Genomic DNA, 22,079 nt, shown 5'->3' on the forward strand with positions numbered 1-22,079 from the left:
GGGGCGGGCGCCCGGCGGCGGCCACACGGCCGGGTCGGAGTCCCGGTTCGACGACGCGGTGCTGGACTCGTGATCAGGCGCCCACCCGCTCCCGGAACGTGGTCCGGTAGGCGAGCGGGGTGGTGCCGACCCGGCGGGTGAAGTGGTGTCGCAGCGCCGCCGCGTCGCCGAACCCGGCCTGGTCGGCGACGCTCTCCACGCTCAGCCGGGTCTCCTCCAGCAGCCGCCGCGCGAGCAGCACCCGCTGGTTGGTCAGCCAGTCGTGCGGCGTCGTGCCGGTCTCGGCCCGGAAGCGGCGGGCGAAGGTGCGGGGCGCCATGCCGGCCCGGGCGGCAAGCTCGTCCACGGTCACCGTCCGGTCCAGGTGCCCCATCAGCCACTCCAGCACCGGCTCCAGGGTGGGCGCCTCGGGCGCCTTCGGGATGGGCGCCTCGACGTACTGGGCCTGGCCGCCGTCGCGGTGCGGCGGGACGACCATCCGCCGGGCCAGCCGCGTGGCCGTTGCCGAGCCGTGCGCCTGGCGGACCAGGTGCAGGCAGGCGTCGATGCCGGCAGCGGTGCCGGCGCTCGTGAGCAGCCGACCGTCCTGCACGTAGAGCGAGTTGCAGTGCACCCGGGCCGCCGGGAACCGCTCCTGCAGGTCGTCGACGTGCCGCCAGTGGGTGGTGCAGTCGCGCCCGTCGAGCAGGCCCGCCGCACCGAGCACGAACGCCCCGGAGCAGACGCTGAGCAGCCAGGCGCCCCGGTCGGCGGCCCAGCGCAGCGCGGCCAGCACCGGCTCGGGGACCGCCGTCGCCCCGTCCCCGTGGGCGGGCACGGCCACCAGGTCGGCGTCCTCGACCGGGGTCAGGTCGGCGGTCGGGGTGAGCAGGAAGCCGGACCGGCTGCGGACGGGCCCGCCGTCCACCGTGCAGACGTCGAACCGGTAGCCGGGGAAACCGTCGGCCGTGCGGTCGGTGCCGAACACCTCGGCGACGACACCGAGTTCGAACGCGGCGACCTCTTCGAGGGCGATGACGGCGACGGATCGAAGCATGTGACGAGGGTAACCCTGCGGGTGGCAGGAAATCGATGCCCGCTGGCATTCCTGCCACTGTCCGGCGGGAGCCGCGGCCCGCAGACTCGATGGTGTCCGGTGCGCACCGGCGGCGAAAACCACCTCAACCACGCGAAAGCGAGCGCCGCCATGACCGTTCTGCTGCTCCTGCTCTTCCTGCTCCTCCTCGTCGCCGCCAGCGCCTTCGGGCTGACCGCCGACACCCGGGACTCGGCCGACTGGAAGCCGACCGAGGACGGGCGCCGCTGGCGCTCCGGCACCTGCTGAGGTGATTTGCTCCATCTGCGCCGTCAATCCCCGGCGGGACCGCGCCAAAAGGGGCGGCCCCGCCGACGGAGGCCATCCGGCGTACGGCAGGCTAGGAGCATGGCTGACGGCTCCTGGTACGACGCCGACATCGACCACGTGATCATTTCCGAGGCGCAGATTCGCGAGAAGACCGCGGAACTGGCCAAGCAGGTCTCGGCGGACTACGCCCACGTCGAGGACGGTCTCCTGCTGGTCTGCGTGCTCAAGGGCGCGGTCATGTTCATGGCCGACTTCGCCCGCGCGCTGGGCCGCCAGGGCCCGCCCGCCGAGCTGGACTTCATGGCCATCTCCTCGTACGGGCAGGGCACCACCTCCTCGGGCGTGGTGCGGATCCTCAAGGACCTGGACCGGGACATCGCCGGCCGGCACGTCGTGGTCGTGGAGGACATCGTCGACTCCGGTCTGACCCTCTCCTGGCTGCTGCGCTACCTGGAGTCGCGCTCCGCGGCCAGCGTCGAGGTGGTCGCCCTGTTCCGCAAGCCGGACGCGGTCAAGGTGCCGGTCCCGGTGAAGTACGTCGGCTTCGACATCCCGACCGAATTCGTGGTCGGCTACGGCCTCGACTTCGGTGAGCGCTACCGCGAGGTGCCCTACGTCGGGGTGCTCAAGCCCGAGGTCTACGCCCGGGCCTGACCCGGGCGCCCGGCTGGTCGTCAGCCGACGTTCAGCGGGCTCTCAGCCTTCCGGTCTACGGTAGAGGCCGGTGACGTGGAGGCACCCTCCATGCCCGACCCCTCGAACCGCGTGACCGGGCGGTCGGGTGGCGGGTGGGGAGCTCCCCGCCACGCCGGCTCAAACCCGGGTTCGCCGTACGCGTAAGTGCCGGGCTCGCAAGCTCGCATCTGGCGCGAACGGTGTACCGTCGAATGACCGTGGCGCGGCAGTTGAGGCGCCCCGGGGTCGGGGCCGGCCCGCACGGCGGCTGCGGCCGCCGCCCGAGGCGGCGACACCATTCAGACGGTCAGGACGTCGATCAGGAGGATGCGGGCGCCTCGGCGCCCGACAACAGCATGGAACGTACGCGTTTCTTCCGCCGACCGGTGGTCTGGATCATCCTGGTCATCCTCGGCGCCGTTGTGCTCAGTCAACTTTTCACGGCTGGCCCGAGCTACCACCGCGTGGACACGTCGGTGGCGCTGGACCAGCTCCACACCGCGAAGATCAACAAGGCGGTCTTCCAGGACAAGGAGCAGACGCTCCAGCTCGACCTGGCCCAGAAGACGAAGTTCGGCGACACCACGACCGACCGGATCGAGGCCCAGTTCCCCTACGAGGTGGGCGGTCAGGTCTGGAACGAGGTCCTGGACGCGAAGGCGGCCAACCGGGTCACCGGCCCGGCCGACACCAAGGTCTCCTCGGACAGCATCTGGGTGAGCCTGCTGGTCAACCTCCTGCCCATCGCGCTGCTCGTGCTCCTGCTGCTGTTCTTCATGTCGCAGATGCAGGGCGGCGGCTCGCGGGTGCTCAACTTCGGCAAGTCCAAGGCGAAGATGATCACCAAGGACACGCCGAAGACGACCTTCGCGGACGTGGCCGGGGCGGACGAGGCCGTCGAGGAACTGCACGAGATCAAGGACTTCCTGCAGAACCCCGCGAAGTACCAGGCCCTGGGCGCCAAGATCCCGAAGGGTGTGCTGCTCTTCGGGCCGCCCGGTACCGGTAAGACCCTGCTTGCCCGCGCGGTCGCCGGCGAGGCCGGCGTGCCGTTCTACTCCATCTCCGGCTCGGACTTCGTGGAGATGTTCGTCGGTGTCGGCGCCAGCCGGGTCCGCGACCTCTTCGAGCAGGCCAAGTCGAACGCGCCGGCGATCGTCTTCGTCGACGAGATCGACGCGGTCGGCCGGCACCGTGGTGCCGGCATGGGCGGCGGCCACGACGAGCGGGAGCAGACCCTCAACCAGCTGCTGGTCGAGATGGACGGCTTCGACACCAAGGGCGGCGTCATCCTGATCGCCGCCACCAACCGGCCGGACATCCTCGACCCGGCGCTGCTGCGCCCGGGGCGCTTCGACCGGCAGATCCCGGTCGACGCTCCCGACATGGAGGGCCGCAAGGCCATCCTGCGGGTGCACGCCAAGGGCAAGCCGTTCACGCCCGACGTCGACCTCGACTCGGTCGCCCGGCGCACCCCCGGCTTCAGCGGCGCCGACCTGGCCAACGTGATCAACGAGTCCGCGCTGCTCACCGCCCGCAAGGACCAGCGGGCGATCACCAACGACTCCCTGGAGGAGTCGATCGACCGGGTGATCGCCGGTCCGCAGCGCCGGACCCGGGTGATGAGCGACCAGGAGAAGAAGATCACCGCGTACCACGAGGGTGGGCACGCGCTGGTCGCCTGGGCGCTGCCGCACGCCGCGCCGGTGCACAAGGTGACCATCCTGTCCCGGGGCCGGTCGCTGGGCCACACCCTGGTCCTGCCGACCGAGGACAAGTACACGCAGACCCGGGCCGAGATGATCGACACTCTGGCGTACGCGCTGGGTGGCCGGGCCGCCGAGGAGCTGGTCTTCCACGAGCCCACCACCGGCGCCGGCAACGACATCGAGAAGGCCACCCAGCTGGCCCGCGCGATGATCACGCAGTACGGCATGAGCTCCAAGCTCGGTGCGATCAAGTACGGCACCAGCGGTGACGAGCCGTTCCTCGGCCGGAACATGGGCCACGAGCGGGACTACTCGGACGCGGTGGCCGCCGAGATCGACGGCGAGATGCGGGCGCTGATCGAGCTGGCCCACGACGAGGCCTGGGAGATCCTGGTGGAATACCGGGACGTCCTGGACAACATCGTGCTCGAGCTGATGGAGAAGGAAACCCTCTCCACGGCCGACATGGCCCGGATCTGCGCCCGGGTGGCGAAGCGCCCGCCGATGGCCCCGTACCACGGCTTCGGCAAGCGTCAGCCCTCCACCGAGCCGCCCGTGCTCACGCCCGCGGAGAAGGAGACCCTCAAGGCGCAGGCCCAGGCCGACGGCGCCTCGGTCGGTGGGGCTCCCTCGAACAACTCGGACGGTACCCACTGACCACCGACCCGACGGCCAGCTCCCCCGACCGGGAGCTGGCCGTCTCCGCGACCGAGCCCGACGGGGACGACGCGCTCGACTACGTCGCCGCGCGCCTGATCAGCGGGAAGCTGACCGGGCGGCCCGTGGAGGAGAGCGTCGACCTGGCCCGCATCGAGAAGGCGGTCCGGGAGATCCTGATCGCGGTCGGTGAGGACCCGGACCGGGACGGCCTCCGGCAGACGCCGGCCCGGGTGGCCCGCGCGTACGCGGAGCTCTTCGCGGGCCTGCGGGTGGACCCGGCGCAGGTGCTCAGCACCACCTTCGAGGCCAACCACGAGGAGTTGGTGCTCGTCCGGGACATCGACGTGATGAGCCTCTGCGAGCACCACCTGCTGCCGTTCCGGGGCAGCGCGCACATCGGCTACATCCCGGGGCCGGACGGCCGGATCACCGGCCTGTCCAAGCTGGCCCGGCTCGTCGAGGTGTTCGCCCGTCGCCCGCAGGTGCAGGAGCGGCTCACCTCACAGATCGCCGATCTGCTCATGAACAAGCTGGCACCGCGCGGCGTCGTGGTGGTGCTCGAGTGCGAGCACATGTGCATGGCGATGCGCGGCATCCAGAAATCCGGCGCCAAGACGATCACCTCGGCGGTCCGGGGCACCCTCCAGCACGACGCCAAGTCGCGCGCCGAGGCGATGGCCCTGATCATCCCGCGCTGACCGCACCGCCACCGGGCCCTTCCCCCACGGGAGGGGCCCGGTGGCGTGTCCGGAGTCAGCCGGCCAGCATGGCCAGCAGCAGGACAGCCGTGGTCAGCACCGCCGGGACCAGGCAGACCAGCGCGCCGAAGCGAGGCGTCCGATCCACCCGGTCGGCCGGGCGGGGCCGGAACAGCCGCCCCACGGCCAGCCAGCCCAGCATGAACGCGACCGCCGGCAGCGGCAGCCCCACCACCAGGGCGACCACCGTCACCGGGCCGGTGCCGGCGACGAGGAGCAGCGTGAGCTGGATGAGCGGCACCACCAGCGCCAGCGGCCCGTAGACCAGCAGGTTGCGCGGATACGCCGGCCAGCGGGCCAGCCGGGGCAGACCCCGCGCGGCGAGGCTGTCGTCCGCCGCGTCCGCCCAGCCCCGGGCGGTCCGCAGGGCCGCCAGCACAGCCGCGGGACCGGCCGCCATCGACCGGGCCGCCTCCGACACCTCCGGGGGCGTCGGCACCAGCGAGATCGCCGGGACGCCCAGCTCCCGCAGCCGGGACTGCTGCGGGGCGAGCCGCTCCCGGACCGCGGTCAGCTCCTCCCGGGCGGCCGCCACGGACCGGGCCTGCTCGCCGGCCGCGGTCGCCGCGGCCCGGCGCACGCCGTCGAGCTGCCGGGCGGCCGCCACGTAGTCCGCCCAGGCCGCACCGGCCGGGTCCAGGTCGACCGTCGGGCCGCCGGACCGGGGCGCGGGCACCGCCGTGCCGGTCTCACTCATGGGGCGTCCTCCCCGAACGGGACCAGCACCGTGCCCTGCTCGCCCGGGCCGTCCCAGAGGACCGCCCGGCCCGGCCGGGGCCGCCAGAGCACCGGCCGGTCGAAGAGCTGCTCCAGCCGGCCGCCCGGCACGTCGGTGACCACCACGGCGGTCAGCTTGTCCACCTCGCCCTCCGGGCCGAGCAGCCCGGCCAGCGGCGCCACCGTCCGCCACCAGCCGAGCAGGTGCCGGCCGGCCGGCGGCCCCTCCAGCAGCAGCGCGCGCAGCAGCTCGGGCGGCAGTTCGGTCGCGTCCGGCACGTCGAGCCCGAACACCACCAGGTAGCCGGGTTCGTCGGCGGCCATCGCCGCCCGCAGCCCGGTCACGTCCACCGTCTCCACCCGGTGCCGGCCGGCCAGCTCGGCGGCGAGGACGCCGGCCGGCTCGGCCGACCCGTTGGCCAGCGGCGCCAGCACGAACCGCGCCGCGCCGGGGTGGGCCGCCGCCGCGCTGCGCACCGCCGTGACCAGCAGCCGCTCGGCCTCCTCGTCCCGGCCCAGCACCGCGAGGTTCCGGCCGGCGGCCGGCCCGAGCGGCACGGCCACCGTGGAGCGCCGGACGTCCACCGCCCGGCCGAGCAGCGCGGCCGGGGCGTGCGCCCGGCCGGCCAGCGCGGCCCGGTGCCGGGGATCGTTGGCGAGCAGCGGGCGGGCGAACCCGGCGAAGACCACCGGCGGGGCGGCCCCCTCGGGCCGGGCCGACCAGAGCCGGTGCCGCAGGTCCGCGAGGACCGCCGGGTCCTCGTGCGGATCGGGGAACCGGATCATCCGCTCGTGACCCCGGGTCGCGCCCCGCGGGCCGCCCAGCCCGCCGGCCGTGTTCACCACGGCGGTGCCCACCGGCAGGCCGGCGGCCGAGTCGTTGGTCGGCTCCAGGACGGCCGACCCGCCCGGCAGCGCCACCCGGACCGGGAACTGGCCGAGCAGCGGGTCGCGCGGGCCGCCGATGCCGAGGTCGCCCTCGCCGGCCAGGACCAGGTGGATCCCGTACGACCGGGCGGCGCGGGCCAGCCCGTCGAGCCGGGCCAGCAGGTCGGCGGCGAGCCGGTCCCGCTCGCGCAGCAGCAGCGGGAAGTTGTCGATCACACAGACGATCCGGGGGAGGGACTGGTGCTGGCGCAGCTCGGCGTAGCGCTGCCCGCCGGCCCGCCGGGCCGCCTCCTCCCGGCGGTGCAGCTCGGCCTCCAGCTCGCCGAGCAGGTCCGCCACGTACTCGCGGTCGGCGGCCATCCCGGCGGCCCGGACCTGCGGCACCCAGGACCGGTCCCGCTCGGTCTGGAGGAACTCCACGAAGGACTCGCCGTCGTCGAGGTCGGCCAGGTAGAGGACCAGCTCGTCCGGGCCGTAACGGGCCGCCAGGCCGAACAGCGCGTCGGTGAGGAACGCCGACCGCCCGGCCTGTGAGCGGCCACTGACCAGCCAGTGCGGGGTCAACTCGGTGAAGCCCAGGCTGACCGGCCGGCCGGCGGCGTCACCGACCGTCGTGGTGAGCCCGTCGACCGAACCCTCCGCCCAGAGGTCGCCCTCGGGCAGCAGGTCGGTGAGGGCCAGGCGGGAGCCGTCCTCGATCTGCCGGGCCAGCCGCCGGCACACGCCGGTGACCAGCTCGGCGGGCGGATCCTCGTCGAGGAAGACCGGGCAGTTCAACCCACCCGGCGACTCCGCCCCCGGGCTGCTGAACCCGGCGGCGGGTGGGTCGCCGACCAGCGCGTACGCGGTGCGCACCGCGAGCGGAGTGGCCTGCGGCAGCGGCACCCCGGCGGGCCAGCCGGCCACCACGAGGTGCAGCCCGGCCCGGGGACCCTGGGCGGCCAGCTCGGCGAGCCGGTCGAGATCGGACGGTGCGGCCCCGTCGGGCAGGGCGGCCACCATGAGCAGCAGGGTGCGGTCGTGCCCGCGCTGGCGGGCGGTGCCGGCGGCCACCCACTGCTCGGCCTCGGCCAGCACCGCCCGGAGCCCGGCCAGGTCGGTGGCGGGCGGCGGCAGCAGACCCGCGTCGGCGAGCGCCGCGTAACCGGCGAAGGTGTCGCCCGGGGCGCCGTCGACCGCGCGGGCCAGCAGGGCGCCGGCCGGACTGGCCGCGAACAGCCGCAGCAGCAGGGCCCGGAGCAGCCCGGCCACGCGGGGATCGCCGGCGTCGGCGTCGATGCCCAGGTGTCCACTGCCGAGCAGCGGCACCAGCGCGGGGAACCGGGCGTCGTCCAGCGGCGCCGCGGCGCCCACCCGGACGAGCGCGGGTGGACCGTCCCCGGGCGGGGCCGTCGGGGCCAGCGTCTCCAGCGGGTCGCCGGCCCAACCCGGCGCGGCGACCGCCGCCGCGGCGCGGAGCCGCTCGGCCAGCTCGTACTGCCGGTGGTGGTCGGCGGGGGCGGGCCGGATCTCGTCGAGGATCCCGGCCGCCGCGGTCGCGGTGGCCTCGGCCCTGCGGTGCAGCGCGGCGGCCCGGCCGGCGCGCGCCTTCGGACTCGCCACCCGTCCACCTCTCTTCCCGAGGCCGACATCTCCTCCCCGGTGGTGACGGTATCCCAGCCGGCGGCCGTCCTCCGGGATGTCGGTCGGCGCGGTGCCCGGCTCCGCGGTGAGCAGCCTCACCCGCCAGCGATCCGCCACGGCCTTCATCCGGACGGAGCGGCGCCGGGCGGGGCGGAGGCCGAACCATGCCGCAGATCCGCCAGTTCTGAGGCATTGGGTACGCGGCGCGCAGCCGATAGCCTCAGGAGGTGGAATCAGTGCAGCCCCCCGCCGGTTCCCAGGTCTCCCGCGTACCGGCGCAGCGGACCCCGCCGGAGCAGTCGGCGCCGCTCGCGCCCGCTCCGGCGCCGGTACCGCCCAGGCGGCGGCTGCGGACCGTGCTCACCGTGGTCGCCGGGGTGCTGGCACTGGTCTGCGCGGGCGGCGGCATCGTCGGGTTCGTGCTGTACGACCGCGCCACCGCGCCCGACCGTAGCGCCCCGGACGTGGTGGTGGCCAACTACATCCAAGCCTTCTTGATCGATCGTGACGACACGAAGGCGCAGGAGTATGCCTGTAAATCCGGTGCGGATCTGGACGCAGTCCGGGCACTTCGGGCTGAGCTAGAGCAACGTGAGGCCAACTTCGATGTTGTCATCAAACTGAGTTGGGGCCCGCTCACCCGCGCAAAGGAAGGGGACGGCGAGTCGGTGACGACGACGCTCGCGATCTCAAGCTCGTCGGACGGGCAGCCGCGGAGCAGCCGCCGGGAGGTCTGGCGGTTCCATGTCGTGAATAGCGACGGCTGGCGAGTCTGTGGGGGCAGCAAGATCGGTTGAGCGACAGTCACTCAAGCCAGAGCAGGTGCACCGGGACCTCCAAGGTGGTGGGCGCCTGGCCGCGCCAGGCCCACCGGTACCACTCCAGTTCCGGGGCCACCCGGACGCAGATGTCCCCGTCCGCGCCGGAGTAGGTCTCGGTGACCGCGCGCAGGTCGCGCTGCTCGGTCGACCCGGCCACGTGCACCACGCGCCGACCCGTGACCGCGTCCGCCTCGAACACCGGAGTCGGCGGGCGCCGGGTGGGCACGTCGAGCGAGACCAGCCGGATGCCCGACTCGGCCGGCGGTCGCCGCTCGCCGACGGTCTCCACCCAGACCCGCTCCACCGGGACCAGCGGGGCGAAGACCTCCACCTGCTCGGACTCGGCGCGGTACCACTCGTGCTCGGGGATGACCGGCACGTAGGTCCGGCTGCCCTGCACGACCCGCTCGTCGGCGCGCAGGTCACCGCGCCAACCGAGGCCGGGCAGGCCGACCAGCACGCGGCGGCCGCGCAACTCGATCCGGCCGGTGGCCGGGACGACCTCGACCGGGCGGGGCGGCTGCGGGGCCCAGTCGGGCCGGTCCGCGAAAGGGTCGGGCAGCGGGTTGCTCATGTGCCGGTGCGCCTCACGAGGTCCCGTCCACCGGGGCGCCACGCTCGCGCATGAACGGCACCGGATTGATCGCCCCCCGGCTGGAGCGGTCGCTGTCCACATGCACCTCGAAGTGCAGGTGGGGGCCGGAGGAGTTGCCGCTGGTGCCGGAGAGCCCGATCACCTCCCCCGCCTCCACGAACTGGCCCGGGACCACCCGGGGGCGCTCGATCATGTGGCAGTAGCGGGTGACGTACCCACCGGCGTGCAGGATGTCCACGAACCAGCCGCAGCCGCCCTTGCCCGGCCAACCGTCGCGGTCGCAGTCGCGCTTCCCGGAGTGGTCGGGGTCGCAGCGGGCCACCAGCACCCGCCCCGTGGAGGCGGCATGGATTTCGGTGCGCTTGTCGGCGGCGAGATCGACGCCGTTGTGGCTGGGCCGCTGGGTGGTGCGGAAGCCGGAGACCACCCCGCCGGGCAGCGGCGCGGTCCAGCCCGAGGCGGCGATCCGTGCGCCGGCGGCGGCGTCGCAGACCGCCTTGCCGGCGATCTCGACGGTCCGGGCGGCCCCGCCGGCGAGCGCGTCCACGATCCGGCCCGCCAGGTCCTCGTGCTTGGCGTAGGCGTCCGGGAAGGCGCTGACCTGCACCCGCTGCGCCACCACGGTCAGCGGCCGGTCCTGCCAGTTCCGCACCCTGACCATCTTCTCGTAGAACTTCCGCGCCGTGTACGAGGGCGTCATCCGCTGTTCGACGCTGCCCCAGCCGGGCCGCTGCTGGAACAGGCCCAGTGAGTCGTGGTCGGCGCCGACGCCCTCGTGCGGCAGGGCCAGCGACGCCGGCACGGTGCTGTTGGCGAGGTTGCGCAGCGCGGATTCCTGCATCGCGGTGGCCAGCGCGATCACCCAGCCGCGGGCGGGCACCTTCATGTCCTGGCCGACCTTGATGATGACGGCGGCGTTGCGGAGCTGGGCGTCGCCGTACTCGGTGAAGCGCGGCATGTCCCCGGTGAGGTTGACCTGATAGGCCGGGTCGCAGTTCAGGCCGGCGAGCACCCCGTCCTTCTGGTCGCCGCCTAGTTCGGTGAGGAGGAACGCGCCCGCGCCGCCGACGCAGCAGAGCAGGGTGAGCACCGTGGTGACCGCGGTGAGCAGCACGCCGACCCGCAGCTTGCGGCGGACCGGCGCGGTGACGCCCGGCGTGGCGTTCACTGCCGCTCCCAGTCGACCGCGTCCACGAGCCACCGGCCGTCGGTGGCCACCAGTTCGAGCCGGAGCCGGCCGTCGTCGAGGGGGACCAGCGCCTCCACGAAGGACTCCGTCCGAGGCCGGAGGGTGACCGCGCCGGCCACCCGGCTGGCGGGCACGCTCTCCGGGTCGGCGCCGGTCATCTTGTCGAGGAGGGCGGGCGTGGAGAGCGGTCGCAGGCGCGACTGCCACGTCTCGCCGCTGCTGCCCGGACCGGTCAGCCACGCGGTGGTGAACCGGCTCGCGGTCTGCTCCGGGGTGGCCTCGCCCGGTCGGGTCTTCGGCGAGACCGCCGCGGGCGGGCTCGACAGGACCCCGTCGTCACCGGCATGCGGGTCCACCGTGCTGATCGGCTGGCTCGGGCGGGTGCTCAGACCGAGGGTCGGGTCGACCGGGCCGGAGACCAGCCGGGCCGCGCCGATCACGCCGAAGACCAGGACGGCGATCACCAGCGCGACACCGAGCCGGGAGCGCAGGACCCGGGTGACGAGGAATTCCAGTGCCCGTCGCACCGGTCTCACCGTGCCTCGGAGCGGATCCGCGGTGCCGGCTTCGGCGCCGGGGCGCGCTCGGCCGAGTCCGGCCGGTAGACGGCGAAGGAGGGCGCCTCCTCGGGCACGTCCGGCCCGGTCCAGCCCGCCGACCCGCGGCGCTGCCGGGGCGCGGCCGTGCGGCCCGAGCCGCGCTCGGCCGGCGGGGCGTCCTCGGGCCCGTCCCGTCCGTCGGGCCGTTCCCGTTCGACCACCCGGACGGTGTGCGCCGGGTCCTCGTGCCGGGCCTCCGGCCGCAGGCTGCGCTGTTCGGCGGTCACGGCGCGCCGCCGGCCCATCGCCGGCTCGGCGGTGCCACCGGGCTCGGCCACGTCCAGGCGGGCCGCGATGCGCATGTCCCGGAAGAACCGCCGGTGCCAGGACCCGGCCGAGCTGACCGCCTCGCTGCTGTCCTTGCCGCCGAGCTGCGTGATCCGCCGGTACGGGCGGAGCAGCAGCCAGCCCACCACGCCGCAGAGCCAGACCAGGACCACCTGGAGCCAGCCGGGCAGGGTGGGCGTGTTCATGATCAGATCGACGGCGAACAGGTAGATGGCCGCGCCGGTGCCGAAGATGGCGATGTTGAACACCGCGGCGACCACGGCATTGGCCAGGCGCCGGAGGCCGGCGCTCGCGGGGCGCATGAGCCCGACCGTGCCCAGGATCGGCGCGGCGATCACCGCCCACCGGAAGATCAGGAAGCCGAGCAGCACCAGCACCGAGGCGGTCAGGTCGAACATCGCGAAGAGCAGCGAGGCCAGCACCGCGATGAACCCGGCCCCGATCCGGTCCATGTCCCGGACGCCCTGGAGGTACTCGTACGCCTCCGGATCTTCCGACTTGATCTGCTCGGCCACCCGGGCCCACTGCTGCTGCTTGGCCTTGATGACCACATCACGGGTTGCGGGGTTCGCGCGGATCGACTCGGCTTCATCCCAGGTCAGCGACTTGGCGTCATAGAGCGCCGGGCCGTACTTCTTGGCGGTCTCGCTGTCGGCGGAGCCGAGCACTCCGCGCAACCAGTTGCGGTAGAGCATCGTCTCAGTCGCCGTGTCGCTGGCCCGCACGGCCGGCGGTCGGTGGTCCTTGCACGCCGCGGGGTTCGGATCATCGCACTGGCCCGGTGGCGTGTCCCGGGAAGCCGGGCCGACGGCGTCGTGCACCACGCCGAGGGTGGTGATCAGGGTGCTGTCGGCGATGTTCGCCGACTTGACCGGCCAGGCGGCCAGGGCGGTCACCGCCACCATCACCAGGATCGCCCAGCCGGCCGTGGTCATGGCGTTGCTCATGTCCGACTGGCGCGAGCGCCACAGCAGGTAGAGGCCGACCACACAGATGGTGATGATGCCGAAGACGCTGAACACCTTCTGGTAGACGGCCTTGGTGGCCTGCTCCACCAGCGGGTCGGCCCAGCGCCACATCGTCCGCGGGTCCCAGGCACGTTCGCGAAGCGCGTTGGACGCCCCGATGATCGCGTTGGCGAACATGAACTCGCCGTTCGCGACCATGGTGGTGAAGCGGTAGTCCGGATGCAGCACCGAGGAGGCGCAGCCGCCGTCGACGTCGTACGTCGTGTAGCTGTATCCGGCGTACCCGTAGTCGCTGTAGAGGCCCTTGGGGCCGGGCTGCTTGGCGGAGTCGGGACGGGAGGCGAACCAGCCGGCCAGACCGGAGTCCGGCGCCCCGGGCACCGGTGCGTTGCGGCACTCGACCTGGTCCTCGCTGACCGCCTTGAGCTTGGCGACGCAGGCGCGGAAGTCGGCCTGCCACTGCTTGGTGCTGCACAGCTCGGCCCGGGCCTGGGCGGTCGGCGCGGCGGCGTACGCGGGTGTCGCCCCGACCAGCGGCCAGGAGATGGTGGCCCCGGCCAACAGGCCGAGTGCGAGGAGGAGCGCCGCGATCCGTGCCCGGGCCCTCGCCATGTCACGCCTCCAGATCAGCCAGGACGGTCGGCAGCTGCCCGGCGGCCTGGGCGACCGCGGCGGGGGTGGTGTCCAGGTGGTCGAGCAGCCCGTCGACGTACGACACGTCGACCCGGACCTTCTGCACGCGACCGTCGACGTCGCGCATGACGAACTCGCGGAAGCCGAGCCGGGCGGCCGAGCCGCTGTCGGCCTGCGACAGCGAGGCGAGGGTGGCCTCGTAGCCGTCGTTGACCGGCACCCGGAGCAGGCGCAGCGCCTCGGAGGCGATCTCGGTGTCCTCGGCGATGCGGCCGACGAAGACGGTGGAGACCAGGTTCTGCACGTCGAGCCCGAGGATGTCCTTCGGGTTCTGCGATGCGACCAGCGCGGCGAGGTTCCACTTGCGGGAGTCGCGGGCCAGGCGGACCAGGAACGACCGGCCGGAGCGCCAGCCCTCCATGAAGTGCGCCTCGTCCAGGCCGACCAGCTTGCGGGAGGACATCGAGCCGCCGTAGCAGCGGCGGACGGCCAGCCGGTGCGCGGTGTGCAGCATCGGCAGGGCCAGGGCCTCCTCGGCCGACCAGTATTCTCGCTCGATCTTGAGGTCGGGCAGCCGGAGCCCGGCCATGGTGATCACGGTGAGCGCCGCGTCGGCGCCGAGCAGCCCCTCCGGTGGCCGGCCGAAGAAGAGCATGGCCAGCGGCATCTCGGCGGTGTCGAGGAGCAGGTTGGCCAGCTCCCGGCCGGCGTCGTCGTCGAGCCCCTGCAGGCAGGCGACCACGTCGTCCAGGGTGGAGGTCTCCTCGGCCGGCACCTGGCGTACGGCGTGCCGGAACAGGGTGGCCGTGGACGCCTCCCGGGCCACCTGCGGCGGCACCAGCATCATGCAGATGTCCTGCACCAGCATCCGGCGCTCGGCGCGGGCGTTGGAGACCGCGATCTCGAATTCCCGGTCGCCGGACGCCCCGGCGCCGAACTCGCTGCGCAGCGGCGTGGGGATCAGCGCGTACGGCGCCAGGGTGCCCTGCTCCGAGCCGGTCAGGTTGAGCACCCGCGAGTACGGCGCGAGCTCGGGCATGGCGCAGAGCCGGGCGAGTGGGCCGGACGGGTCGAGCAGGGTCACCTGCACGCCGCGCCGGGCGGCCAGGTAGCCGAGCGCGCCGAGCAGGGTGGACTTGCCACCGCCCGGCTCGGCGACGAAGACGGCGAGGCCGGAGCGCTCGCGGACCTCCATGGGGAAGTGCAGGTCGAGGAAGACCGGGCGGCGGCAGGTGCCGGCGGTCCGCCCGATCAGGTCGCCGCGCCGGTCGCCGACCGTGGAGGCGGCCTGGGGCAGGGCGGCGGCGAGCAGGTTGACCGGCATCCGCCGGACGTAGCCGGTGTTGGCGATCGGCTCGCCGGGGATGAACTCGCGGGCCAGCCAGTCCTGGTTCTTCGGGTGCTGGAGCGAGATGCGCAGCTCGCGCGAGTAGAGCTGGATGAGCCGGCGGGCCCGCTCCAGGCACTCCTCGCGGGTCCGGCCGCCGACCGCGATCCGGTGCCAGCCGTGCGCGCGGGCCGAGTCCACCGGCAGGCCGGTGGTCATCTCGTCGCCGATCACCAGCGCCCGCTTGGCCAGCCGCTCCAGCTCGGGCGGCGCGTCGATGCCGTGCTCGGCGTAGTCGAGTTGCTGGGAGCGGATCATCCGGAGCCGGTGTTCGAGGTTCCGGAAGGAGTCGCCCGGGCCGAGGATGTCGACCCGGGTGGAGAGCTCCATGGGCCACGGCAGCCGCTCGTGGAAGTGCAGCCAGGGCTCGTGCCGCTCGGGGATCTCCAGTGGCTCCATCCGGCCGACCGCGAGCACGGCCACGTGCCGCTCCTCGCCGGTCATCCGGTTGACCAGCTTCACCGTCGAGCCGTACGGGGTGCGGTAGCGCTCGACCTGCTCGGTGAGGGCCAGCAGGTCGCCGCGTTCCCACCGCCCGTTGGTGATCGGGGACAGCACGCCGGGCGGCGCCATGCACAGCGCCACCGAGCGGTAGAGCAGCCACTCCAGCTCCTGCGCGGTGACCCGGCGGCCGCGCATGCCGAACGCTCCGAGCACCTCGTCGAACTGTTCGACGGTGCGGCCCAGCCGGCGCCGCTCGCCGTCGGCGGTGCCGCGGCCGAAGGTGCGCAGCAGCCGTTCGGTGAGCGAGTCGCCCAGCGAGCGGCGGGCGAAGGTGACGCCGAGGTAGGTCTGCCCCTCGGCGTGGTTGACCGCCATGAGGTGCCGCTGCGCGGCGACCAGGTGGTCGGCCCAGCCGGTGGTGCCGGGCACGTCGGGCAGCGGCGCGGCGGTGTGCGCGTCGATGGTGCGGGCCCACTCGTCGGCCGGGAACGGTCGGGTGGTGCGGCGCAGGTGCAGCCGGAAGCCGGCCAGGCCGGCGTACTGCTCGGAGATCGCCGAGAGCAACGCCTCGCGTTCGGCGTCGGGGCGGAACGCCCAGCGGACCTCGGGCAGCCAGTACCAGGCGGTGACCGTGTTGGGGGTGAAGGTGAGGTGGCCGGCGATCTCCGTGATGGCCAGCTCGACCGAGGGGTCCCGATCGCCGAACTTGATCTTCGGGGCCCGGACCCGGACCGGCTTGGCGGGCTTCCCGCCGCGTTCCGGGGACCGCTGCCGGGGCGGGGCCACCTCCCGGCCGGGCGGCGGGGTCACCTCACGGGTCGTGGCGGTGGCCATCTCGCGCCCGTCGGGACGGGCCGGCTCGGTCGCCCGCCGGTCGGCCCGGCGGCCGGGGCGCTCGACCGGCCTTTCGAACTCGGCCGGCTCGGGCTCGACGGTGGACCGGAGCGCCGGGAGCCGGTCGCCGGCCTGGTGCGGCACCCGGGTGCGGGCGGGCGGCTCAAGAGCGGGCTGCTCGGGCGCGGCGTGCGCCGGCGGCCGGGCCGCCTCAGGCGTTTCGCGTGGCCGGCCCACCGGGCGGACGCCGGGCGCCTCCCGCAGGGCCGTGGTTGGCTCCGAGGGCAGGGCGGGCACGGCGGGCGGTGCCGGCAGGGCCGGCTCGATCGGGGCGGCGGGCGGGGCCGGAAGGGCCGGCTCGGCCGGGGCGGCGTGCTGGTGCGGGATGGGCAGCGGCTCACGGCCGACGCCGCGCCGGGGCGGCGCCACCACCGGCTCCACCGGAACGGGCGGGCCGGCGGGCGGGCTCGCGGGCCGGCGGACCCGGGGCTGCGCGCCGCCGAAGAGGTCGAGGAAGGGGCTGTCGATGTCGCCGCCGTCGGCGACCGCCGGCTCGCGCTGCTCGGCACCGCGGGGAGCCAGCGGCCGGGGCGGCTGGAAGACTCCGACGCGACCGTGCTGGGGGCTGGTCACCAGGGCCGGGTCGAGAGTGGCCTCGTCCAGCTCCTCGTCCGGTGGGTAGTCGAACGACCGCGCACGGTTACCGTAGGGCCCGGCCGGACGTCCGGCCGGGGATCCCGGCGTGGAAGAGCGACTCATGCGACCGCCTCACCCGCGTCGTTCGTCTGCGCCGTCGGCGTACGCCCGGTCATGCCAGTTCCTCCCGGATCCTGATCCGGCTCGCGACGAGGCGCGGGTCGCGCAGCTCGGCGGCCGGCTCCCGGGTGCGTCGCCAGTCGGTCAGCGCGGTCCGGATGACCATGCGCGCCGGCCGGTCCGGGTCGACGTACCGGAAGATGAACGAGGTGGTCACGATGGCGAGCGAGATCTCCCAGGCGGGAAAGAGCTCGACCTGGAGCGTGAACAACCAGTGGATGAACATGTAGAGGGGTACGAGCAGCATGAACAGGCCGTACTGGGCGTACGGCAGGTGGACGGGAAGGGTGTACCCGGGCGGCCCCAGGTAGACGAGGCGTGCCCGGTAGATGTCGTCGTCGGTGCGCAGCCGCATCGTCGCCCAACGCCTATTCGAAGATCAGCTTGATGAGGTAGTCGCCGACGAAGAAGAGTGTGGCGGCGCCGGCGATGAAGGCCAACCCGATGATCGCGATGGCGGAGCTGGTCAGCACCTTGGAGATCTCGCCCCGGCTGGCCCGGCCGATGAAGATCACGCCGAGAACCGCGAGCAGGATCGGCGCGATCTTGCTGGCGAAGAAGGAGACGACACCGCTGGTGTCGATGCCCTTGGGGGCCGGCTCGGCGAGTGGAGTCGACGCCAGGGTGTGGAGCGCGTGGTCGACGGCGGTGGACGCCGTCCCCATGAGCTCGATGGCGATCACTGGAAAACCTCCCCAAGGTCGCGGCCGGCGGCGCCGCGGTGGTGCATGTGGGCAAAGCCTGGCGGGATGGTGCTCGTTCCACACAGCGTCGACGACGCTGCGTTCGTCACCCACCACACAGGGTGGCGAGCTTTGGGGGAATTCGTCCCGCTTCGGCCCTCCCTCCAGGCTTCGCCATCTCGATGCTGGGCAATTCCAAAGCGTACGGCCCGGTCCCCTTTGCGACAACCCGCGAAGAGTCGACCCGGAACGGGCCCGAAGACCGATCGTACACCTGTTCCAATCGGCACGTCAGGGGCGCCGTCCGGCGGGGTCGCCCGGGCCGCCGGAAGCCCCCGTGCCGACCGGTACTGTCGGGTCCGTGACCGATCTGGTACGGGCGGAGGCCCCGGTGGTGATGGGCGTCCTCAACGTCACGCCCGACTCCTTCTCCGACGGCGGCAGATACGCCGACCTGGACGCCGCCGTCGCACACGGAGTGCGACTGCGGGCGGCCGGCGCGGACCTGGTCGACGTGGGCGGGGAGTCGACCCGGCCGGGCGCCGAGCGGGTCGACGCGGAGACCGAGATCGCCCGGGTGCTGCCGGTGATCCGCGAGCTGAGCGCCGCCGGCATCCCGGTCAGCATCGACACCAGCCGGGCCCGGGTGGCCGAGGCCGTCCTCGCCGCCGGCGCGGACGTGGTCAACGACGTCTCCGGCGGCCTCGCCGACCCGGACATGGCGCGGGTGGTCCGGGACGCCGGCTGCCCCTGGGTGCTGATGCACTGGCGGGGCCACTCGCGCGAGATGCGGGACCTGGCCCGGTACACCGACGTGGTGGCCGACGTGCGGGCCGAGCTGAGCCGGCGCGTCGACGACGCCCTGGCCGCCGGGGTGTCCGCCGACCGGATCATCGTCGATCCGGGGCTGGGCTTCGCCAAGACCGCCGCGCACAACTGGGAGCTGAGCGCCCGCCTGCCCGAGCTGGTCGACCTCGGCTTCCCGCTGCTGTTCGGGTCGAGCCGCAAGTCCTACCTGGGCCGGTTGCTGGCCGACACCGACGGCAAACCCCGGCCGACCGCGGAGCGGGAGGCGGCCACCGTCGCCACCAGCGTGCTCGCCGTGGCGGCCGGCGCCTGGGGGGTCCGCGTGCACGACGTGCGGGGCACCGCCGACGCGCTCGCCGTCTGGCGGGCCACCGGCCGCCCCCGCCTGGCCCGGCCCACCACGGAAGAGGACGAGCGATGACCGACCGGATCGAGCTGACCGGCCTGCGTGCGCACGGCCGGCACGGCGTCTACGACTTCGAGCGCGCCCAGGGCCAGGAGTTCGTGGTGGACGCGGTGCTCGAACTCGACCTCGCCCCGGCCGCCCGGTCCGACGAGGTGACCGACACCGTGCACTACGGCGAGCTGGCCGAGAAGCTGGTCGCCGTGGTCACCGGCGAGCCGGTCAACCTGATCGAGACGCTCGCCGACCGGCTGCTCGCGGTCTGCCTGGCCGAGCCGCTGGTCGCCGCCGCGACGGTCACCGTGCACAAGCCGGAGGCCCCGATCCCGCACACGTTCCGGGACGTTGCGGTGACGATGCGGCGTACCCGATGACCCGGGCCGTGCTGTCGATCGGCAGCAACCTGGGCGACCGCCTCGCCCATCTGCGCGCCGCGGTGGCCTCGTTCGGCGACACCGTGCTGGTGGTCTCCGGCGTCTACGAGACTCCACCGTGGGGGGACGCCGACCAGCCCGCGTACCTCAACGCGGCGGTGCTGGTCGGGGACCCGGCGGCGACCCCCCGCGACTGGCTGGCGCGGGCCCGGGCCGCCGAGGCGGCGGCCGGGCGCACGCGCGACCCGGAGCGGCGGTACGGGCCGCGCACCCTGGACGTGGACGTGATCGCGGTCTGGGACGCGGCCGGGGAGCCGGTGCGCAGCGGCGATCCGGAGCTGACGCTGCCGCACCCCCGGGCCCACCTGCGGGCCTTCGTGCTGCGGCCGTGGATCGACATCGAGCCGCACGGCCGGCTGCCCGGGCACGGCTGGCTGACCGACCTGCTCAACGCCGAGCCGCTGGCCTCCGACGCGCTGGAACTCAGTCCGCGCCCCGATCTGGCGTTAGAGTCGGACACATGACCCTGTGGAGCCGGACGGCATGAGCCAGGCGCAATCCCCCCGGGACCCGGACCGTTTCCGGATGGGTCCGACCCGGATCTCCACGCTGGTGGTGGCCGCGCTGGCCGCCGCCGCGCTGGCCTGGCTGCTGATCAGCGCCTTCTACTACGAGATGGCCCCCGACCTGCCCTGGCTGCCGGTCGTCACGCTGGCCGGCCTGGCCGTGCTGGAGGGGTACGCGGCGGTCAACACCCGCGGTCGCATCGAGCGCCGCCCCGGCCGTGACCCGGTGAACCCCCTGCTGGTCGCCCGTTTCGTGGTGCTGGCGAAGGCGTCCGCCCTGGCCGGGGCCATCTTCGCCGGCTTCTACGCCGGGCTGACCGGCTGGCTCTTCGTCGAGCGGACCAACGCCGCCGTCGGCGACCGGCCGGCCAGCGGGGCCGGGTTGCTCGCATCGATCGCCCTGGTCGCGGCGGCGCTCTGGCTGGAGCGGTCCTGCCGGGTCCCCGAGCAGGAGGACGACGAGGACCGCGAGCCCGGCGACCGGGAGACTCCGCGCGGCCGCCTCTGATCAGGGGGTTCCCAGCGTCTCCCCCCGCAGGTACCGTGCCTGGCGACCGGAGAGCAACGGCCGCCGCCGGTCCGCCCGCGCGTCGGACCACGCGGCCGGCCATGTGGGAGGCGCGGGCCATGGGGTACGACGAGACGGGCCGGACTGCGCCGGTGGAGACGTCGTCCGGAATACCCGCGGCCGTGCTGGAGAACGTCTTCGACGACCCCAGCCACGGCGAGCCCGGCCGGGACCGGATCGCCGTGCACGTGGTCTGGGAGTTCCTGCTGCTGCTCGGGCTGGCCGCGGTGACCTGGCTGCTCTGGCGCGAGGACGCGGACGCGCTGCGGGGCGACGCGCTGAAGACGCTGCTGGTCGACGTGGCCGGGCTCGGGCTGCTCACCCTGGCCGCCGGGCTCAGCCTGCGGGCCGCCGCCGTGAACCTGGCGGTCGGGCCGGTCGCGCTGGCCGCCGCGCTGCACTTCGCCGAGCAGGGCGACCGCGGCCTGCGGGAGGCGCTGCTACCGGCGCTCGCGGTGGCGGCGCTCGGCGGGCTGGCGCTCGCGCTGGCCGTGGTGGTGCTGCACGTGCCCGCCTGGGCAGCCAGCCTGGCCGGCGCGGCCGGCGTCATCGTGTACATCGAGCGGCGGACCACCCCGATCGTGGTGCAGGGCGGCTACGACCCCCGCCGCACCGCCCTCTACCTCTTCGTCGGTTTCGCCGCGGTGGCCGTCCTGGGCGGGCTCTTCGGCGCGATCAAACCGGTCCGCCGGCTGCTCGGACGGTTCCGGCCGGTCGCCGACCCGGCCCGGCGGCGCGGTGCCGCGGCCGCCACGGTGGCCGCCCTGGCCCTGGTCGGCTCGACGGTCCTGGCCGTGCTCGGCGGGGTGCTCATCGCCGCCAACGCGGACGGGCCGGTGGCCCCCACCACGGGCCTCGACTGGTCGGTGCTGGCGATCGGCGCGGTCATGCTCGGCGGCACCAGCGCGTACGGGCGGCGGGGCGGGATCTTCGGCACCCTGCTGGCGGTCTGCGCCGTGGAGGTCTTCCTGGCCTGGGCCGTGGCACAGGACTGGACGATCAGCCGGTGGGCCGTCGGCGGGGCGACCCTCGGCGCCGGACTGCTGGTCACCCGGCTCGTCGAGACGTTCGGGCGGCCCCGGCCGGCGCCACCGAACGCGCTCCCGGCCGGCCCGACCGGTCCCGCCGGCGACGGCGCGATCAGCACCGGCTGGGCGCTGACCCCACCGCCCGAACCGGGGGACGCCTGGCCGTCGGTGCTGCCGGTGCGGGACACCGACACGGTCGACTCGTGGGAGTCGCCGCGCTGGGAGAGCGAGCCGCGCCGCTGGGACGCCGGGGACCGCTGACCCCGGCGGCCGCCGGCGCCGAGTCCGGCGGGCCGGAGGTGATCTCGCCGGTTAGGCTCGGCGGCATGACGGACACTCCTGCCCCCGGCGGCCGCACCTTCGACGAGCTGGACAAGCTCTCCACCGAGGAACTGCGCGAGCAGGCGTTCCACCTGGCCCGGGAGCGCCGCGACGTCGAGTTCTTCTGGTCGGTGCTGCGGCACATGCCCAACGCGGACGAGGCCTCGATCCTGGACGGCGCCCCGAACTCGGTCGGGCCGATCATCGACGAGGCCAACGCCCTGTGGCGGGAGATGGCCGGGCACGGCTACGAGGAGTCCGCGCCGCTGCTGCGCGCCGCCTTCATCGACTACCTCATGAAGCACTGAGCGGTGGCCACCCGCCGGCCCTCGGCGGCAGACCGGGTACGCAGGTTTGCCCGGCGCGGTGCGCCGGGAACT

General features: G+C 74.1%; 21 protein-coding genes. 11 read left to right on the forward strand and 10 right to left on the reverse strand.

The window, feature by feature from the left end; genetic code table 11:
* Positions 1-73: 73 nt before the first annotated feature.
* Positions 74-1,036 (reverse strand): GlxA family transcriptional regulator, encoded by a 963-nt coding sequence (locus NFX44_RS07030; RefSeq protein WP_262282687.1) that lies wholly within the window; start codon positions 1,034-1,036, stop codon positions 74-76.
* Between the two features lie 150 nt (positions 1,037-1,186).
* Between NFX44_RS07030 and NFX44_RS07035 the strand changes: the two genes are divergently transcribed.
* From NFX44_RS07035 to folE, 4 genes are all read left to right on the forward strand, one after another.
* Positions 1,187-1,324: a hypothetical protein gene (locus NFX44_RS07035; RefSeq protein WP_262282688.1), complete on the forward strand. Its 138-nt coding sequence runs from the start codon at positions 1,187-1,189 to the stop codon at positions 1,322-1,324.
* Positions 1,325-1,423: 99 nt separating this feature from the next.
* Entirely contained in the window at positions 1,424-1,999 is a 576-nt protein-coding gene (gene hpt / locus NFX44_RS07040; RefSeq protein ID WP_262282689.1) for a hypoxanthine phosphoribosyltransferase, read from the forward strand.
* Between the two features lie 377 nt (positions 2,000-2,376).
* On the forward strand, positions 2,377-4,386 hold the full coding sequence (ftsH, locus tag NFX44_RS07045) for an ATP-dependent zinc metalloprotease FtsH (protein ID WP_262282690.1): 2,010 nt from the start codon (positions 2,377-2,379) through the stop codon (positions 4,384-4,386).
* Between the two features lie 35 nt (positions 4,387-4,421).
* Positions 4,422-5,087 (forward strand): GTP cyclohydrolase I FolE, encoded by a 666-nt coding sequence (gene folE / locus NFX44_RS07050; protein WP_262283161.1) that lies wholly within the window; start codon positions 4,422-4,424, stop codon positions 5,085-5,087.
* A gap of 55 nt (positions 5,088-5,142) precedes the next feature.
* On the opposite strand, the gene NFX44_RS07055 is transcribed toward folE, so the two are convergent.
* Both NFX44_RS07055 and NFX44_RS07060 read right to left on the reverse strand, forming a co-directional pair.
* On the reverse strand, positions 5,143-5,844 hold the full coding sequence (locus tag NFX44_RS07055; protein ID WP_262282691.1) for a hypothetical protein: 702 nt from the start codon (positions 5,842-5,844) through the stop codon (positions 5,143-5,145).
* Positions 5,841-8,354, reverse strand: coding sequence for an FtsK/SpoIIIE domain-containing protein (locus tag NFX44_RS07060; protein ID WP_262282692.1), 2,514 nt, complete (start codon positions 8,352-8,354; stop codon positions 5,841-5,843). Before NFX44_RS07060 ends, NFX44_RS07055 begins: the two co-directional genes overlap by 4 nt.
* 257 nt (positions 8,355-8,611) lie before the next feature.
* Between NFX44_RS07060 and NFX44_RS07065 the strand changes: the two genes are divergently transcribed.
* Positions 8,612-9,172: a hypothetical protein gene (locus NFX44_RS07065; RefSeq protein ID WP_262283162.1), complete on the forward strand. Its 561-nt coding sequence runs from the start codon at positions 8,612-8,614 to the stop codon at positions 9,170-9,172.
* 7 nt (positions 9,173-9,179) lie between these two features.
* Here the strand turns inward: NFX44_RS07065 and NFX44_RS07070 are convergent, their stop codons facing one another.
* Genes NFX44_RS07070 through NFX44_RS07100 form a run of 7 tightly spaced genes read right to left on the reverse strand, consistent with a single transcriptional unit; the run spans position 9,180 to position 17,632 of the window.
* A complete protein-coding gene (locus NFX44_RS07070; protein WP_262282693.1) occupies positions 9,180-9,770 on the reverse strand; it encodes a hypothetical protein in 591 nt (196 codons plus the stop codon).
* A 13-nt stretch (positions 9,771-9,783) separates the two neighbouring features.
* Positions 9,784-10,959 carry a M23 family metallopeptidase gene (locus NFX44_RS07075; protein ID WP_262282694.1) on the reverse strand — a complete coding sequence of 392 codons (1,176 nt, stop codon included), beginning with the start codon at positions 10,957-10,959 and terminating at the stop codon, positions 9,784-9,786.
* Positions 10,956-11,516, reverse strand: coding sequence for a hypothetical protein (locus tag NFX44_RS07080; RefSeq protein ID WP_262282695.1), 561 nt, complete (start codon positions 11,514-11,516; stop codon positions 10,956-10,958). Before NFX44_RS07080 ends, NFX44_RS07075 begins: the two co-directional genes overlap by 4 nt.
* The gene (locus NFX44_RS07085; RefSeq protein ID WP_262282696.1) at positions 11,513-13,447 is read right to left on the reverse strand and encodes an MFS transporter; all 1,935 of its coding nucleotides are present in this window, start codon (positions 13,445-13,447) and stop codon (positions 11,513-11,515) included. The genes NFX44_RS07080 and NFX44_RS07085 overlap by 4 nt, the downstream gene beginning before the upstream one ends.
* A gap of 1 nt (position 13,448) precedes the next feature.
* Positions 13,449-16,892 (reverse strand): ATP-binding protein, encoded by a 3,444-nt coding sequence (locus NFX44_RS07090; protein WP_262282697.1) that lies wholly within the window; start codon positions 16,890-16,892, stop codon positions 13,449-13,451.
* 49 nt (positions 16,893-16,941) lie between these two features.
* Positions 16,942-17,304 carry a hypothetical protein gene (locus NFX44_RS07095; protein WP_091317037.1) on the reverse strand — a complete coding sequence of 121 codons (363 nt, stop codon included), beginning with the start codon at positions 17,302-17,304 and terminating at the stop codon, positions 16,942-16,944.
* A gap of 13 nt (positions 17,305-17,317) precedes the next feature.
* Positions 17,318-17,632: a hypothetical protein gene (locus NFX44_RS07100; RefSeq protein ID WP_262282698.1), complete on the reverse strand. Its 315-nt coding sequence runs from the start codon at positions 17,630-17,632 to the stop codon at positions 17,318-17,320.
* 361 nt (positions 17,633-17,993) lie between these two features.
* On the opposite strand from NFX44_RS07100, the gene folP reads away from it, so the two are divergent.
* From folP to NFX44_RS07130, 6 genes are all read left to right on the forward strand, one after another.
* Complete coding sequence (gene folP / locus NFX44_RS07105) at positions 17,994-18,860, forward strand: dihydropteroate synthase (RefSeq protein WP_262282699.1); 867 nt, start codon at positions 17,994-17,996, stop codon at positions 18,858-18,860.
* A complete protein-coding gene (gene folB / locus NFX44_RS07110; protein WP_148430943.1) occupies positions 18,857-19,216 on the forward strand; it encodes a dihydroneopterin aldolase in 360 nt (119 codons plus the stop codon). Before folP ends, folB begins: the two co-directional genes overlap by 4 nt.
* Positions 19,213-19,740, forward strand: a complete 528-nt coding sequence (folK, locus tag NFX44_RS07115; protein WP_262282700.1) for a 2-amino-4-hydroxy-6-hydroxymethyldihydropteridine diphosphokinase — start codon at positions 19,213-19,215, stop codon at positions 19,738-19,740. Before folB ends, folK begins: the two co-directional genes overlap by 4 nt.
* Positions 19,741-19,759: 19 nt before the next feature.
* Positions 19,760-20,290 carry a DUF3180 domain-containing protein gene (locus NFX44_RS07120; protein ID WP_262282701.1) on the forward strand — a complete coding sequence of 177 codons (531 nt, stop codon included), beginning with the start codon at positions 19,760-19,762 and terminating at the stop codon, positions 20,288-20,290.
* 119 nt (positions 20,291-20,409) lie between these two features.
* Positions 20,410-21,639 carry an ABC transporter permease gene (locus NFX44_RS07125; RefSeq protein WP_262282702.1) on the forward strand — a complete coding sequence of 410 codons (1,230 nt, stop codon included), beginning with the start codon at positions 20,410-20,412 and terminating at the stop codon, positions 21,637-21,639.
* 65 nt (positions 21,640-21,704) lie between these two features.
* On the forward strand, positions 21,705-22,007 hold the full coding sequence (locus NFX44_RS07130; RefSeq protein ID WP_262282703.1) for a hypothetical protein: 303 nt from the start codon (positions 21,705-21,707) through the stop codon (positions 22,005-22,007).
* Positions 22,008-22,079: the final 72 nt, after the last annotated feature.

This window comes from Micromonospora sp. MA102, from assembly GCF_025460765.1.
GTDB classification, from domain to species: Bacteria; Actinomycetota; Actinomycetes; order Mycobacteriales; family Micromonosporaceae; genus Micromonospora; species Micromonospora halotolerans.